At 72.7% G+C, this 13,864-nt stretch carries 15 protein-coding genes; 6 read left to right on the top strand and 9 right to left on the bottom strand.

All coding sequences use genetic code 11. The features are described from left to right. Positions 1 to 581 precede the first annotated feature (581 nt). Entirely contained in the window at positions 582 to 1,550 is a 969-nt protein-coding gene (locus ACFY4B_RS33040) for an LCP family protein (RefSeq protein WP_387831195.1), read from the top strand. A gap of 38 nt (positions 1,551 to 1,588) precedes the next feature. Continuing rightward, positions 1,589 to 2,074 carry a hypothetical protein gene (locus ACFY4B_RS33045; protein ID WP_049650010.1) on the top strand — a complete coding sequence of 162 codons (486 nt, stop codon included), beginning with the start codon at positions 1,589 to 1,591 and terminating at the stop codon, positions 2,072 to 2,074. Between the two features lie 31 nt (positions 2,075 to 2,105). Here ACFY4B_RS33045 and ACFY4B_RS33050 read toward each other — a convergent pair whose 3' ends face one another. Both ACFY4B_RS33050 and ACFY4B_RS33055 read right to left on the bottom strand, forming a co-directional pair. Beyond that, the gene (locus ACFY4B_RS33050) at positions 2,106 to 2,687 is read right to left on the bottom strand and encodes a hypothetical protein (protein WP_049650011.1); all 582 of its coding nucleotides are present in this window, start codon (positions 2,685 to 2,687) and stop codon (positions 2,106 to 2,108) included. A 294-nt stretch (positions 2,688 to 2,981) separates the two neighbouring features. Beyond that, positions 2,982 to 3,476, bottom strand: coding sequence for a peptidylprolyl isomerase (locus ACFY4B_RS33055; protein ID WP_049650012.1), 495 nt, complete (start codon positions 3,474 to 3,476; stop codon positions 2,982 to 2,984). A 217-nt stretch (positions 3,477 to 3,693) separates the two neighbouring features. Between ACFY4B_RS33055 and ACFY4B_RS33060 the strand changes: the two genes are divergently transcribed. Further along, on the top strand, positions 3,694 to 4,071 hold the full coding sequence (locus ACFY4B_RS33060) for a MerR family transcriptional regulator (protein ID WP_049650041.1): 378 nt from the start codon (positions 3,694 to 3,696) through the stop codon (positions 4,069 to 4,071). A gap of 48 nt (positions 4,072 to 4,119) precedes the next feature. Here ACFY4B_RS33060 and ACFY4B_RS33065 read toward each other — a convergent pair whose 3' ends face one another. The 3 genes from ACFY4B_RS33065 to ACFY4B_RS33075 form a co-directional block, all read right to left on the bottom strand. Continuing rightward, entirely contained in the window at positions 4,120 to 4,779 is a 660-nt protein-coding gene (locus tag ACFY4B_RS33065) for a class I SAM-dependent methyltransferase (RefSeq protein ID WP_387974186.1), read from the bottom strand. A gap of 51 nt (positions 4,780 to 4,830) precedes the next feature. Then, positions 4,831 to 5,337: a GNAT family N-acetyltransferase gene (locus ACFY4B_RS33070; RefSeq protein ID WP_375876628.1), complete on the bottom strand. Its 507-nt coding sequence runs from the start codon at positions 5,335 to 5,337 to the stop codon at positions 4,831 to 4,833. Between the two features lie 111 nt (positions 5,338 to 5,448). Further along, a complete protein-coding gene (locus ACFY4B_RS33075; RefSeq protein ID WP_049650015.1) occupies positions 5,449 to 6,615 on the bottom strand; it encodes an acyl-CoA dehydrogenase family protein in 1,167 nt (388 codons plus the stop codon). A 286-nt stretch (positions 6,616 to 6,901) separates the two neighbouring features. On the opposite strand from ACFY4B_RS33075, the gene ACFY4B_RS33080 reads away from it, so the two are divergent. Then, positions 6,902 to 8,239, top strand: a complete 1,338-nt coding sequence (locus ACFY4B_RS33080; RefSeq protein ID WP_049650016.1) for a UDP-glucose/GDP-mannose dehydrogenase family protein — start codon at positions 6,902 to 6,904, stop codon at positions 8,237 to 8,239. A gap of 42 nt (positions 8,240 to 8,281) precedes the next feature. After that, the gene (locus tag ACFY4B_RS33085) at positions 8,282 to 8,695 is read left to right on the top strand and encodes a CoA-binding protein (protein ID WP_074003876.1); all 414 of its coding nucleotides are present in this window, start codon (positions 8,282 to 8,284) and stop codon (positions 8,693 to 8,695) included. Here the strand turns inward: ACFY4B_RS33085 and ACFY4B_RS33090 are convergent. From ACFY4B_RS33090 to ACFY4B_RS33100, 3 genes are read right to left on the bottom strand one after another with little or no spacing between them, the layout of a single operon-like run. Next, entirely contained in the window at positions 8,692 to 9,906 is a 1,215-nt protein-coding gene (locus ACFY4B_RS33090) for a dipeptidase (protein WP_074003877.1), read from the bottom strand. The two genes, ACFY4B_RS33085 and ACFY4B_RS33090, sit on opposite strands and share 4 nt — an antisense overlap. Positions 9,907 to 9,942: 36 nt before the next feature. Beyond that, positions 9,943 to 10,467, bottom strand: coding sequence for a 5-(carboxyamino)imidazole ribonucleotide mutase (purE, locus tag ACFY4B_RS33095; RefSeq protein ID WP_049650019.1), 525 nt, complete (start codon positions 10,465 to 10,467; stop codon positions 9,943 to 9,945). Beyond that, positions 10,464 to 11,603 carry a 5-(carboxyamino)imidazole ribonucleotide synthase gene (locus ACFY4B_RS33100; RefSeq protein ID WP_049650020.1) on the bottom strand — a complete coding sequence of 380 codons (1,140 nt, stop codon included), beginning with the start codon at positions 11,601 to 11,603 and terminating at the stop codon, positions 10,464 to 10,466. Before ACFY4B_RS33100 ends, purE begins: the two co-directional genes overlap by 4 nt. A gap of 259 nt (positions 11,604 to 11,862) precedes the next feature. Between ACFY4B_RS33100 and ACFY4B_RS33105 the strand changes: the two genes are divergently transcribed. After that, positions 11,863 to 12,423, top strand: a complete 561-nt coding sequence (locus ACFY4B_RS33105; protein WP_387974192.1) for a GtrA family protein — start codon at positions 11,863 to 11,865, stop codon at positions 12,421 to 12,423. 145 nt (positions 12,424 to 12,568) lie between these two features. On the opposite strand, the gene ACFY4B_RS33110 is transcribed toward ACFY4B_RS33105, so the two are convergent. Further along, positions 12,569 to 13,813 (bottom strand): ATP-binding protein, encoded by a 1,245-nt coding sequence (locus tag ACFY4B_RS33110; RefSeq protein ID WP_049650022.1) that lies wholly within the window; start codon positions 13,811 to 13,813, stop codon positions 12,569 to 12,571. Positions 13,814 to 13,864: the final 51 nt, after the last annotated feature.

Raw genomic sequence — 13,864 nt, forward strand, 5'->3', positions numbered from 1 at the left:
CAACGCTGATCCATGCCTGGAATGCAAACACGCTGTGTTCGAGCTGGTCAAGAAACGTTTCAGCCGCTGGAACGGCGGGTGTCCGGATGTTTCGGCGGAACGATTCGGGGCGTGCATCAAAACTGCTACAAGAGGCCTGGTGGGCCCCCCGGGGGGAGTCAGCCCGACCGGGGTCGGGCATCCTCGTCGGCATGAACACGTGGCAGGAGGGCCGCCCGGGGGGCGGCGGGAACCCGTACGGCGGCAGCGGTGGAGGCGGCTCGGCCGAGCCGCCGCTGCCGTCCTCGCTGAACCCGCGCGGGCCGGGGGCGGCCGCGCCACGGCAGCCGCGACAGCCCGGGGGGCAGCCGGGGCAACCGGGGCAGTCCCGGCTGGGCGGCGTCCCGCCGCAGGGGGCCGGTGCACCCGGCGCCCGTCCCGGCGGCCCGGGGCGCCCCGGTGGTCCTGGCGGTCCCGGCGGCCCGGGCGGGCCCGGCGGGCAGGGGGGCCAGGGTGGTCAGGGCCGCCCCGGCGGTCCCGGAGGCCCCGGCGGCACCCGCCCGCCCGGTGCCCAGGCCCGGCGCTGGCCGCGGCGGCGGATCGTGAAGTGGTCGGTCTTCGGCCTGCTGATCGCCGTCATGGTGACCGCCGTCTCCACCTGGTTCTGGGCGGACTCCAAGCTCAACCACGAGAACGTGCTCGCCGACTACCCCGGCCGCCCCGCCGCGGGCAAGGGCACCAACTGGCTGATCGTCGGCTCCGACAGCCGCCAGGGCCTCACCGACTCCGAGCAGGACGACCTGCACACCGGGCACGACACCGAGGGCAAGCGCAGCGACTCGATGATGATCCTGCACGTCGGGGACAACGGGAACACCCTGATGAGCATCCCGCGCGACTCCTGGGTGCCGATCCCCGAGCACCCGGGCAGCAACGGCAAGCCGGTCAAGGGCACCACCGCGAAGATCAACTCGGCCTTCGGCAACGGCGGCGGCCGCCTCCTGGTCCAGACCGTCGAGCAGAACACCGGCATACGGATCGACCACTACGCCGAGATCGGCTTCGGCGGCTTCGTCGGCATCGTCGACTCGATCGGCGGCGTCGAGATGAAGATCGACCAGGACGTCAAGGACAAGGACTCCGGGCTCGACCTCAAGGCCGGCGACCAGACCCTCACCGGCAAGCAGGCCCTGGCCTTCGTCCGCCAGCGCCACCAGATGGCCGACCAGGACCTCGGCCGGATGCGCAACCAGCAGAAGTTCCTCGGCGCCCTCGCCCACCAGGCCGCCTCCCCGGGCAACCTGATGAACCCGTTCACCTTCTACCCGCTGGTCGACTCCGCGCTCGGCACCCTGATCGTCGACGAGGACTGCGGGCTGACCGACCTCGGCTCGCTCTTCCTCGCCATGAAGGACGTCAACGGCGGCAGCGGCAAGTCGCTGACCGTGCCGATCGGCAACCCGGACTACCGGACCAAGACCGGCGAGTCCGCCGTGCTCTGGGACGCCGGCAAGTCCAAGCAGGTCTTCGACGCCTTCAAGAACGACACTGCGGTGCCGGAGTTCAAGTAGTCGGCCACTTCGCGTGACCGCTCCACCACAATGAGTGGATGCCACTCGTCACCGCACTGATCCGCCGCCGTCGCCACCGCCTCCTGGGCCGCCTGGTCCAGGAGGCGCTCGCGTTGTACGGGATGGAGGTGCCCGCCGCCTGCGAGATCGGGCCCGGGCTGATGGTCTTCCACCGCGGCTTCGGCACCGTGCTGCACCCGTACACCACCCTCGGCGCCGGCGTGACGCTCTACAACGGCGTGACCATCGGCCGGGCCGACCCCTGGGTGCCGCAGGAGGAGAGCGCGATGCGGCGGGTGGTGGTCGAGGACGGGGCGGTGCTGTGCGCGGGCGCCAAGGTGGTGTGCAAGGAGGGCGTGCTGACCGTCGGCGCGGGCACCGTCGTCGGGGCCAACGCGGTGCTCACCCGCTCGACCGGCCCCGGCGAGATCTGGGCCGGCGCACCGGCGCGCAAGGTGGGGACGCGGGCGGGCGACTGGGGGCCCGCGGCGGCGCCGGCCCGGCCCGCTCCGAGCCCCGCCTGAACGCGCGGGGGTACGGGACGTGCCATGCGGCCTAGACGTACGGCAGCAGCCCGGTGCCGCACTCCGGGAAGCGGACCAGCCACTCCCCCTCGCCGCCGGCCGCCTCCTCGGTCGCGCCCGAGAAGCCGTAGTGGATCGGCTGCCCGTCGCCGCCCAGCCAGCGCGCGTGGGTCAGCTGCACCGACAGCGAGGCCGGGCGGTGCGCGGCGGCGGCCGCCGACACGGGCGGCGCGGGCTGCTCCAGCACCAGCTCGTGCTCGGTCTCGCCCGGCCGGAAGGTCACCACGGTCTCGGTGCCCGGGCGGCGCGGGAAGGCGCCCGCCGGGTCCGTCCAGTACGCGGCGACCATCACCGCGAGGGTGCCCTCCAGGCTGCCGGTGTCCGGCCGCACGTACTCCTCGTCCGCGATCCAGCGGGAGTGGTGGCGGACCTCCTCCGGACCCCACCGCTCGTCCCAGCGCACCCAGTAGCCCGCCACCCGCTTGACGGTCATGCCCTCGCGGGCGACCCGGACGGCGAACCGCGCCGGGCCGACCGGCTCACAGCCGGCCAGGGAGACCACCGTCACCTGTTCGTAGGTCACCTCGCCGTCGTCGGCGCCCTGCTCCATCATCGGTCAACCACCTTGCCGCAAAGTCGAGTTCGGCCGCGGCTGGGGCCGCGTCCGAATCGAGCGTAGGGCTCCGGCGCAGGCAGGCCGCACGATTGCCCGGTTCCGGCCCGGACGGCCGCGCTCCGGGCTACCCTGCCCGCCGCACGGCGGCGCCCGGCGCGAAAGGGGGCGGGAACCGGGCGGCGTCCGGGCGCGGGCGCGGGTACGGGGGCGGACGCGAAACCGCCCCGGAGCGGGAGATCGGAAGATCCGACGTCCCGCTCCGGGGCGGTGCGTGCCAGGTGGCGGCGGTGCTTAGGCGACCACGCCGGACTTGGCGATGGTGATCTTGGCCGAGGTGCGGCCGCTCTGCGAGCCGAGGCCCTCGATCTTCTTGACCAGGTCCATGCCCTCGAGGACCTCGCCGAAGACGACGTGCTTGCCGTCCAGCCAGTCGGTGACGATGGTGGTGATGAAGAACTGCGAGCCGTTGGTGTTGCGGCCGGCGTTGGCCATCGACAGCAGACCCGGGCGGTCGTGCTTGATCTTGAAGTTCTCGTCGGCGAACTTCTCGCCGTAGATGCTCTTGCCGCCGGTGCCGTTGTGGTTGGTGAAGTCACCACCCTGGAGCATGAAGGCCGGGATCACGCGGTGGAAGCCGGAGCCCTCGTAGCCGAAGCCGTTCTGGCCGGTGGCCAGCTCGCGGAAGTTCTGGGCGGTCTTGGGGACGACGTCGTCGTAGAGCTTGAAGACGATCCGGCCGGCCGCCTCGCCGTTGATCTCGATGTCGAAGAAAACGTTGGAAGACATGCAGGGATCATGGCACGATCGCCTGTTCCTCGCGCGTCACCCCCGGTCGGGCCGGGCCGGACACCGCTGTGTTATCCGGTTCCGCCCCCCGCGCCGGGACCGGGAAGCTACCATCGATGTCAGGTTTCCGGGCGGCCCGATCCGCGACGGCGGGCGGGGCCGGTGAACGGCGACGGCGGACGGCGACGGCGGCACGGGACGGGACGGGGTGGACGGCATGCGGATCGGCGAACTGGCCCGGCGGACGGGTGTGAGCGAGCGCTCGCTGCGCTACTACGAGCAGCAGGGCCTGCTGGCCGCCCGCCGCACCGAGGGCGGCCACCGGGAGTACCCGGAGGCCGCCGTCGACCGGGTGGTGCACATCCAGGAGCTGTTCGCGGCCGGACTGCACAGCCGGACCATCTACAAGATCCTCCCCTGCATGCGGGACTCCGACGGCAGCCCGAACGAGATCGCCACCCCGCTCCTGGTGGAGGAGCTCACCGCGGAGCGCCAGCGGATCGACCGGACGATCGACGACCTGCTCCGCTCCCGCGAGGTGCTGGACGAGGTGATCGCGACCGCCTCCGGGCAGCCATCGGCCCCGGCCGCCTGACGTGCGGCCGTCGGCGTTCGGCGCGGCGTTCGGCATCCGGCCTCCGGTTCAGCCCCCGGCCACCGGCTTGCGGGCCAGCAGGTAGGCCTGCGGGGTCCTCTCGTCGCCCTCCGGCTCCCGGACCGTACGGGAGGTGACCGGCAGGCCGGCCTCCCGGGCCAGCTCCTCGACGTGCTCCGGCCGCAGCCGGCGGAAGTCCAGCGACACCGGCTGCCCGAACGGCCGCTCCAGGTGCAGGGGCCGGTCGCCGACCTGGAAGGCGAGCATCAGGTGGCCGCCGGGGGCGAGCACCCGGGCGAACTCGGCGAACACCTCGGGGAGCCGATCCGCCGGGGTGTGGATGATCGAGTACCAGGCCACCACGCCGGTCAACTCCCCGTCCCGGAAGGGGAGGTCGAACATCGAGCCGACGCTGAACGGCACCTCCGGGTGGGCCTTCCGGGCCAGCTCGACCATCCGCGGCGAGAGGTCGATCCCGTGCACGTCCACGCCGAGGCCGTGCAGGGGCCCGGTCATCCGGCCCGGGCCGCAGCCGACTTCGGCCGTCCTGCCGTCCGGCCGCTCGGCGCGGACCAGGTCGGCGAAGAGCGCCAGCATCGCCCGGTCCATCGGCATGCGGTCCAGCGCGTCCCGGAAGAGATCGGTGTACTCGGTGGCGACGGCGTCGTAGAACGCCCTGGTCTCGGTGAGGAAGCCCGGCTCGGTCATGGCCCCGGACCCTACCCGGCGGCCGCCGGCCCGCGGCTGGCCGTGGCGGTCCTACAACTCCCGTTCGGCGACGGCCTGGTCGCCGCTGAGCTCGCCGGTCGGGCGGAAGCCGAGGCGGGCGTAGAACTCCGCCGGGCCGTCCGGGCCCGGGTGGTAGGTGACGGTGGCGCGGGTGCCGCCGCGGCGGCGGATCTCGGCGCAGACCTGCTCGACGGCGAAGCGGCCGTACCCGCCGCGCTGCTGCCCGGCGTCGACCAGCAGCCGCCACAGGCCGGAGCGGGGGCGGTCCCCGGGGCGGTCGGGGTGGAAGACGATGTCGAAGAAGGCCATCACGAAGCCGACCGGCCGGCCGTCCTCCAGGATCAGCCGGGGCCAGGCCGTCTCCCCGTACGCGTACGCCTCGGCCAGCGACTTCACCACCGGCGCCACCAGGTGCTCCTGGTCGGGACGGACCCGCAGGGCGAGGGCGGCGTCGATGTTCTCGGGGGTGATCGGGGCCAGGCTGAGCGTGGCGGGCGGTGCGGACGGCGTGGTCGTCGCGGCGGGCGTGGAGGACATGGCGGGCAGCCTACGGAGCGCGGCCGCCCGCCGTCGCACGGTTTTCCGGCCCCCGACCGCGGACGGGCGGTCGGGGGCCGTGGCTGTAACGCCGGTGCGTGTGTGTGCGCGTTACGGGAGGTTGCGGGCCATCACGATCCGCTGGACCTGGTTGGTCCCCTCGTAGATCTGCGTGATCTTCGCGTCCCGCATCATCCGCTCCACCGGGTAGTCCCGCGTGTACCCGTACCCGCCCAGCAACTGCACCGCGTCCGTCGTGATCTCCATCGCCGCGTCCGACGCGAAGCACTTCGCCGCCGCACCGAAGAACGTCAGATCCGCGTCCCCCCGCTGCGACTTCGCCGCCGCCGCGTACGTCAACTGCCGCGCCGCCTCCAGCTTCATCGCCATGTCCGCCAGCATGAACTGCACACCCTGGAACTCCGCGATCGCCTTCCCGAACTGCCGGCGCTCCCGCACGTACCCGTTCGCGTAGTCCAGCGCACCCTGCGCGATCCCGATCGCCTGCGCCGCGATCGTCACCCGGGTGTGGTCCAGGGTCTTCATCGCCGTCGCGAAACCCGTCCCCTCCGCACCGATCATCCGGTCCGCCGGGATCCGCACGTTGTCGAAGTACACCTCACGCGTCGGCGACCCCTTGATACCCAGCTTCTTCTCCGGCGCACCGAAGGACACCCCCTCGTCGCCCTTCTCCACCACGAACGCCGAGATGCCCTTCGACCGCTTCTCCGGATCCGTCACCGCCATCACCGTGTAGAACTCGGAGACGCCCGCGTTGGTGATCCAGCGCTTCACCCCGTTCAGCACCCAGAAGTCCCCGTCGCGCACCGCCCGGGTCTTCATCCCCGCCGCGTCCGAACCCGCCTCCGGCTCCGACAGGCAGTACGAGAACATCCCCTCGCCCCGCGCCAGCGCCCCCAGGTACTTCGCCTTCAACTCCTCCGAACCCGACAGCTGCACCGGCAGCGACCCCAGCTTGTTCACCGCCGGGATCAACGAGGACGACGCGCACACCCGCGCCACCTCCTCGATCACGATCACCGTCGCCAGCGCGTCCGCCCCCGCACCGCCGTACTCCTCCGGCACGTGCACCGCGTGCAGGTCGTTGCCCCGCAACGCGTCCAACGCCTCCTGCGGGAACCGCCCCTGCTCGTCCACCTCCGCCGCGAACGGAGCGATCTTCGCCTCGGCCAGCGAACGCACCGCCTCACGGAGCATCCCGTGCTCCTCGGAGATCCGGAAGAGATCGAAGTCAGCCGCCCCTGCGCTGCCCGCCATGATGCCTGCCTCGTCGTTCAGTGACCGACGCCCGGGCGAGGCCCGATCGAGGTCCGATCGACGCCCGGTGCGAGTCGAATCCGCGGTTAACTACCGTTCAGTAGAGATCCTAGGGCGCCGACCTGCGGCTGCCTAGCGTCCAGCGGCGGCCCGGTCGTTCATGTCCGCGCCCCGGGGGCGACCGGCGGGACGGCCCCTCCGGCGTGCAGGTGATCCCGGGGCGCCCCCGGCGGGCGGATAGCATCAGGGCATCCGTACTGGTCGCGTCCGCATCCAAGGAGAACCCGTGACCCTCCGCATCTCCGTGATCGGCACCGGCTACCTCGGCGCCACGCACGCCGCCGCGATGGCCGAGTTCGGCTTCGAGGTGCTGGGCCTGGACATCGACCCGGACAAGATCGCCATGCTGACCGCAGGGCGGGTCCCGATGTACGAGCCCGGGCTGTCCGAACTGCTGCTCAAGCACGTGGCAGGGCACGAGGGTTCGACCGGACGGCTGCGCTTCACCACCTCCGCCCGGGAGGCCGCCGAGTTCGGCGACGTGCACTTCATCTGCGTCAACACCCCGCAGCGCAAGGGCGAGTTCGCCGCCGACATGTCGTACGTCGACACCGCGCTGGACGAGCTCGCGCCGCACCTGACCCGCCCCGCCCTGGTGGTCGGCAAGTCGACCGTCCCGGTCGGCTCGGCGGCCCGGCTGGCCGAACGGCTGGCCGCGCTGGCGCCGGTCGGCGAGGGCGCCGAACTCGCCTGGAACCCGGAGTTCCTGCGCGAGGGCTTCGCCGTGCGGGACACCCTGCGGCCGGACCGGATCGTGGTCGGCGCCCACAGCGAGCGGGCCGAGCGGCTGCTGCGCGAGGTGTACGCGGAGCCGATCGCGGCCGGGGTGCCGTTCATGGTCACCGACTACGCGACCGCCGAACTGGTCAAGGCGGCCGCCAACTCCTTCCTGGCCACCAAGATCTCCTTCATCAACGCGATGGCCGAGGTCTGCGAGGCGGCCGGCGCGGACGTCACCCAGCTCAGCAAGGCGCTCGCCTACGACGAGCGGATCGGCGGCAAGTTCCTCAACTCCGGCCTCGGCTTCGGCGGCGGCTGCCTGCCCAAGGACATCCGCGCGTTCATGGCCCGGGCCGGCGAACTCGGCGCCGACCAGGCGCTGACCTTCCTGCGCGAGGTCGACTCGATCAACATGCGGCGCCGCTCCCGGATGGTCGAGCTGGCCCGCGAGCAGTGCGGCGGCGGCTTCCTGGGCCGCCGGGTCGCCGTCCTCGGCGCCGCCTTCAAGCCCAACTCGGACGACATCCGGGACTCCCCCGCCCTCAACGTGGCGGCCCAGATCCAGCTCCAGGGCGCCCAGGTCACCGTCTACGACCCCAAGGCCGTGGACAACGCCCGCAAGATGTTCCCCTCCCTCGCCTACGCCCACTCCGCCCTGGAGGCAGCCGAGGGCGCCCACGTCGTCCTCCACCTCACCGAGTGGTCCGAGTTCCGCGAGCTGGACCCGGCCGTCCTCGGCGCCGTGGTCGCCGAACGCCGCCTCCTCGACGGCCGCAACGTCCTGGACGCCGAGGCCTGGCGCGCCGCCGGCTGGACCTACCGCGCCCTGGGCCGCCCGAGCTGACCGGGCAGGAATCCCGCACCGCCGCCCGGCGTTCCCACCGGCATGACGAGCTACGGCGACGACGCGGCGGTCCGCGAGATCCTCACCCGCACCGGTGACACCTGGGCGGTGGTGGGCCTGTCCACCAACACCGCCCGGGCCGCGTACGGGGTGGCCCGGGTGCTCCAGGAGTACGGCAAGCGGATCGTGCCCGTGCACCCGAAGGCCGAGACGGTCCTCGGCGAGCGGGGCTACGCCTCGCTCGCCGAGATCCCGTTCCCGGTCGACGTGGTGGACGTGTTCGTCCGGTCCGACCTCGCCGGGGAGGTCGCGGACGAGGCGGTCGCCATCGGGGCGAAGGCGGTCTGGTTCCAGCTGGGCGTGGTGGACGAGGCCGCGTACGGGCGGACGCGGGAGGCCGGGCTGGCCATGGTGATGGACCGGTGCCCGGCCATCGAGATCCCGCTGCTGGGCTAGGAGGCCGGGCCGTCCAGCTGCGCGATGGTGGCGATGGACGGGCGGCGGCCCGCCCGCAGCCCGGCGGCCGCCGACTCGGCGTCGCGCAGGACGCGGACGGCGTTGTGCCAGGTGAGCTTGGCCAGGTCGGCCTCCGACCAGTGGCGGCCGAGGAGTTCGGCGACCAGGTTGGGGTAGCCGGCCACCGAGTCCAGGCCGTCCGGCAGGAAGGCGGTGCCGTCGAAGTCGCCGCCGATGCCGATGTGGTCGATGCCCGCCACCTCGCGCATGTGGTCGAGGTGGTCGGCGACGGTGGCCGGGGTGGCGATCGGGCGCGGGTTGGCGGCCTCGAAGGCGCGCTGGCGCTCCATGGCCGGCGGGGTGGTGTCCAGCGGGTGGAAGCCGTGGGCGCGCATGTTCCCGTCCGCGGCGACGGTCCACTCGATGGCGGCGGGCAGGATGAACTTCGGCACGAAGGTCGCCATCGCCACGCCGCCGTTGGCGGGCAGCTGGGCGAGCACGTCGTCCGGGATGTTGCGCGGGTGGTCGCAGACCGCGCGCGAGGAGGAGTGGGAGAAGACCACCGGCGCCTCGCTCACCCGCAGGGCGTCGCGCATGGTGTCGGCGGAGACGTGCGAGAGGTCGACCAGCATGCCGAGCCGGTTCATCTCCCGGACGACCTCCTCGCCGAACCGGGTCAGCCCGCCGGCCGCCGGCTTGTCGGTCGCGGAGTCCGCCCACGGCACGTTGTCGTTGTGGGTGAGCGTCAGGTACCGGACGCCCAGCTCGTACAGGGCGCGCAGGGTGGCCAGCGAGCAGTCGATGGAGTGGCCGCCCTCGGCGCCCATCAGGGAGGCGATCCGGCCCTCGGCGCGGGCGGCCTCCATGTCGGCGGCGGTACGGGCCAGGCGCAGCCGGTCCGGGTAGCGCTCCACCAGGGCGTGGACGAAGTCGATCTGCTCCAGGGTGGCGCTCACGGCGTGGTCGCCGGCCAGCGAGGAGGGGACGTAGACGGACCAGAACTGGGCGCCGACGCCGCCCTCCGCGAGGCGGGCGAGGTCGGTGTGCAGCCGGTCGCTCTGGTCGGCGGCGAGGTCGAGCGCGCCGAGGTCGTACCCGGCCTGCTCGCGCATCGCCCAGGGGAGGTCGTTGTGGCCGTCCACCACGGGGGCGGTGCGCAGCAGGGCGCGGGCGCGGTCCAGCGGGGTGGGGGAGTCCAGGTCAGCGGTCATGCGTGCTGTTCTACCCCACGCCCGCGGGTGGCCGAACTACTTGCCGAAGCCGAAGGACGCGGAACCGGCCACCTTGGCGCGCAACTTCCGGCCCTTCTCGGTGGCCTGGTTGTTCAGCTCGGCCTGGAAGTCGGTCATCTTCTCGGTGAGCTCGGGGTCGAAGGCGGCGAGCATCCGCACCGCGAGCAGGCCGGCGTTGCGCGCGCCGGCCACCGAGACGGTCGCCACCGGCACGCCGGCCGGCATCTGGACGATCGACAGCAGGCTGTCCATGCCGTCCAGGTACCGCAGCGGCACCGGCACGCCGATGACGGGCAGCGGGGTGACCGAGGCGAGCATGCCCGGCAGGTGGGCCGCGCCGCCGGCGCCCGCGATGATCGCCTTCAGGCCGCGCCCGTGGGCCTGCTCGCCGTACGCGACCATCTCGCGGGGCATCCGGTGGGCGGAGACGACGTCCACCTCGTACGGGACCTCGAACTCGTCCAGGGCCTGGGCGGCGGCCTCCATGACCGGCCAGTCGGAGTCCGAGCCCATCACGATGCCGATGAGGGGGTTGGTCATTCGGTGATCGTTCCTCGCAGGTAGGCGGCCGCGTGGCGGGCGCGCTCGCGGACGTCTTCGAGGTCGTCCCCGAAGACGTTGACGTGGCCGACCTTGCGGCCGGGCTTCACGTCCTTCCCGTACATGTGGATCCGCAGCCCGGGGTCGCGGGCCATGCAGTGCAGGAAGGGGTGGTACATGTCCGGGTAGTCGCCGCCGAGGACGTTGACCATGACGGTCCACCTGGCGCGCGGGCGGGGGTCGCCCAGCGGGAGGTCGAGGACGGCCCGCAGGTGGTTCTCGAACTGCGAGGTGACGGCGCCGTCCTGGGTCCAGTGCCCGGAGTTGTGCGGGCGCATGGCCAGCTCGTTGACGAGGATGCGGCCGTCGCGGGTCTGGAACAGCTCGACGGCGAGGTGGCCGACGATGCCGAGGTCCCCGGCGATCCGCAGGGCGAGCTGCTGGGCCTCGTCGGACAGGGCCGGGTCGAGGTCCGGCGCGGGGGCGGTGACCTCGGCGCAGACGCCGTTCTCCTGGACGCTCTCCACCACCGGGTAGGCGACGGCCTGGCCGCTGGGCGAGCGGACGACGTTGGCGGCCAGCTCGCGGACGAAGTCGACCTTCTCCTCGGCCAGCACCGCGACGCCGGCCAGGAACGGGGCGTGCGCCTGCTCCTCGTCGTCGACGACCCAGACGCCCTTGCCGTCGTAACCGCCGCGGACGGTCTTCAGGACGACCGGGTACCCGGTGCCCTCGTTCGCGAAGGCGGTCACGTCGGCCGGGTCGGCGACGAGCCGGTGCCGGGGGCAGGGCACGTCGATGGAGTCCAGCTTGGCCCGCATCACGCCCTTGTCCTGGGCGTTGACCAGCGCCTCCGGGCCGGGGCGGACGGCGATGCCGTCGGCCTCCAGGGCCCGCAGGTGCTCGGTGGGGACGTGTTCGTGGTCGAAGGTGATCACGTCGCAGCCGGCGGCGAAGGCGCGCAGGGTGTCGAGGTCGCGGTAGTCACCGAGGACGACGTCGGAGACCACCTGTGCGGCGGAGTCCTGGGGCGTGTCGGCGAGGAGTTTGAACCTGACCCCGAGCGGGATGCCCGCCTGGTGTGCCATGCGGGCCAGCTGCCCGCCACCGATCATGCCCACCACTGGAAAATTCACATTGCCCGGGGAAGTCACGCGGCCCAGGATATCCGGGCCGGTCGGGGGCGGTGGAGCCGCAGGTGGGGCCACTGGAGCGGACGCGCGTAGATGTCAACCTGGCGCCCTGGGGGCTGAGCCGTTCGATGGAAGCGGGTAGCCTGGACGGCTAGGTCCTGGTCTGCGCGGTCCGATCATGTGCGTGCACGCAGGGCTCAAGGGGCGGCCGCGCGACCGCGACCGGCCCTTTCGACCAGCAGGCACATGGAGGCACTCCGGTATGGCGACGAACACGGCTTCGGAACCCTCACTCGCGCAGAAGCTGCGTGGGCTCAAGGGCGAAGTGGTGAAGTTCGGCATCGTCGGCCTGAGCGGCGTGGTGGTCAACTTCGCCGTGTTCTGGGTCTGCCTCAACGGCATGGGCCTGGCCTCGGTGCGGTCGAACATCGTCGCGACGGTGATCGCGATCGCGACCAACTACCTGGGCTACCGCTACTGGCTCTACCGGGACCGCGACGCCGCCTCCCGCAAGCGGGAGATCACGCTCTTCCTGGTCTACAGCGGCATCGGCATGCTGATCGAGACCGGCGTCCTCGGCTTCTCGGTGTACGTGCTCGACCTGCGCTCGCACTACGAGCAGATCGGCGCCAAGGTGATCGGCCTCGCCGTGGCCACCGTGTTCCGCTTCGTCTCGTACCGCACCTGGGTGTTCAAGGCCGTGCCGGAGACCGTCGAGCTGCCCGCCCAGCAGTCGGTGGGCGCCGCCGCCGGCCAGGAGCTGGCCGCGCAGGCCGAGCTGATGCTGGCCACCGAGCGGATCCGGCTCGCCAAGGCCGAGTAGGCCCCGCGGTCCTCGCACCGCCCTCGTACCCCGCGCAGCCCCGGCGCGCCGAACCCGGCCGCCGGGGCTCGCCGCATCCCCGGCCGTATCCCCCCACCGGATCCCCCTTGCCGGATCCTGCCGTGTCCCGGCCGGCCTCAGGCCCTCAGTCCTGGTGGCTGCGCCCGAGGAAGAGCGCGAACACCGCCGGCTTCAGCGAGAGCAGTTCGAGCCGCCCGCCGTCCGCCTCCGCGAGGTCGCGGGCGACGGCCAACCCGATGCCGGTGGAGTTGCGCCCGCTGACCGCGCGCTCGAACACCCGGTTGCCGAGGTCCGGCGGCACACCGGCGCCCTGGTCCTGGACCTCGACCACCACCGAGGTGCCGGAGGGCCGGATCCGCAGGGTGATCGTCCCGGCGCCGTGCATCAGCGAGTTCTCGATCAGGGTGGCCAGCACCTGGGCGACCGTCCCCGGGGTGCCGACCGCGGTGACCCCGTGCAGCCCCTCCAGGGAGAGCACCCGGCCCTGCTCCCGCAGCGTCGGGCCCCACTCCTCCACCTGCTGCTTGATCACCTCGTCCAGGTCGAAGGCGACGGCGGTGGGGCTGCGCGGGTCGCGCTGGGTGGTGAGCAGCCGCTGGACCACGTCGGTGAGCCGCTCGACCTGCTGGAGGGCGATGGTCGCCTCCTCCTTGACCGTCTCCGGCTCCTCGGCGAGGGCGGTGATCTCCTCCAGCCGCATGGAGAGCGCGGTGAGCGGGGTGCGCAGCTGGTGCGAGGCGTCGGCGGCGAGCCGGCGCTCGGCGGTGAGCATCCGGGCGATCCGCTCGGCGCTGGTGTCCAGCACCTCGGCGACCCGGTCGAGCTCGGGCACCCCGTAGCGGCGGTCGCGCGGGCGCGGGTCGCCGGAGCCGAGCCGCTCGGCGGTCTCGGCGAGGTCGGTGAGCGGCCGGGCGAGCCGCTTGGCCTGCCAGACGGCGAGCGCCACCGCGGCCTGGACGGCCAGCAGGGCGACCACGCCGAGCAGCAACAGGTTGTTGGCGATCTCGTGGTCGACGTCCTCGCGGGACTGCTCGACGGTGACGGTCTCGCCGCTGTTGCCCCGCTCGACGGCCTTCAGCAGGTGGTTCCCGGCCGGGCGCTCGCCGGCGGAGACCACCGGCTGGCCGGGCACCTGCACCTCGACGTAGCTGCCCTCGGTGACCTGGCTCTCGAAGGCCCGCCCGGTGACCGGCTCGCCCGCGGCGAGCCGGCTCTCGACCAGGGCGAGCACCCGGACGGCGGCGGCGTCCACCCGGTCCTGGGCCGAGTTGACGATGGTCCGCTTCTCGACCAGGGCGAGCGGCACGCAGAACACCACGACGACCACCAGGACGACGCCCAGCAGCGAGTTGATCATCCTGCGCTTCACGCTGCCGCTCCCCGGGGTGTTCCGCCGCCGCGGGCCGAGGGCCCGGTCTCC

The sequence above is a fragment of the Kitasatospora sp. NPDC001261 genome (assembly GCF_042896795.1).
Taxonomy (GTDB): domain Bacteria; phylum Actinomycetota; class Actinomycetes; order Streptomycetales; family Streptomycetaceae; genus Kitasatospora.

What these genes read in the sequence shown, in the direction of transcription:
- ACFY4B_RS33045 (WP_049650010.1), top strand. Translation starts at nt 1,589, where the DNA reads ATGCCACTCGTCACCGCACTGATCCGCCGCCGTCGCCACCGCCTCCTG.
- ACFY4B_RS33050 (WP_049650011.1), bottom strand. Translation starts at nt 2,687, where the DNA reads ATGATGGAGCAGGGCGCCGACGACGGCGAGGTGACCTACGAACAGGTG.
- ACFY4B_RS33055 (WP_049650012.1), bottom strand. Translation starts at nt 3,476, where the DNA reads ATGTCTTCCAACGTTTTCTTCGACATCGAGATCAACGGCGAGGCGGCC.
- ACFY4B_RS33060 (WP_049650041.1), top strand. Translation starts at nt 3,694, where the DNA reads ATGCGGATCGGCGAACTGGCCCGGCGGACGGGTGTGAGCGAGCGCTCG.
- ACFY4B_RS33065 (WP_387974186.1), bottom strand. Translation starts at nt 4,779, where the DNA reads ATGACCGAGCCGGGCTTCCTCACCGAGACCAGGGCGTTCTACGACGCC.
- ACFY4B_RS33070 (WP_375876628.1), bottom strand. Translation starts at nt 5,337, where the DNA reads ATGTCCTCCACGCCCGCCGCGACGACCACGCCGTCCGCACCGCCCGCC.
- ACFY4B_RS33075 (WP_049650015.1), bottom strand. Translation starts at nt 6,615, where the DNA reads ATGGCGGGCAGCGCAGGGGCGGCTGACTTCGATCTCTTCCGGATCTCC.
- ACFY4B_RS33085 (WP_074003876.1), top strand. Translation starts at nt 8,282, where the DNA reads ATGACGAGCTACGGCGACGACGCGGCGGTCCGCGAGATCCTCACCCGC.
- ACFY4B_RS33090 (WP_074003877.1), bottom strand. Translation starts at nt 9,906, where the DNA reads ATGACCGCTGACCTGGACTCCCCCACCCCGCTGGACCGCGCCCGCGCC.
- purE (WP_049650019.1), bottom strand. Translation starts at nt 10,467, where the DNA reads ATGACCAACCCCCTCATCGGCATCGTGATGGGCTCGGACTCCGACTGG.
- ACFY4B_RS33105 (WP_387974192.1), top strand. Translation starts at nt 11,863, where the DNA reads ATGGCGACGAACACGGCTTCGGAACCCTCACTCGCGCAGAAGCTGCGT.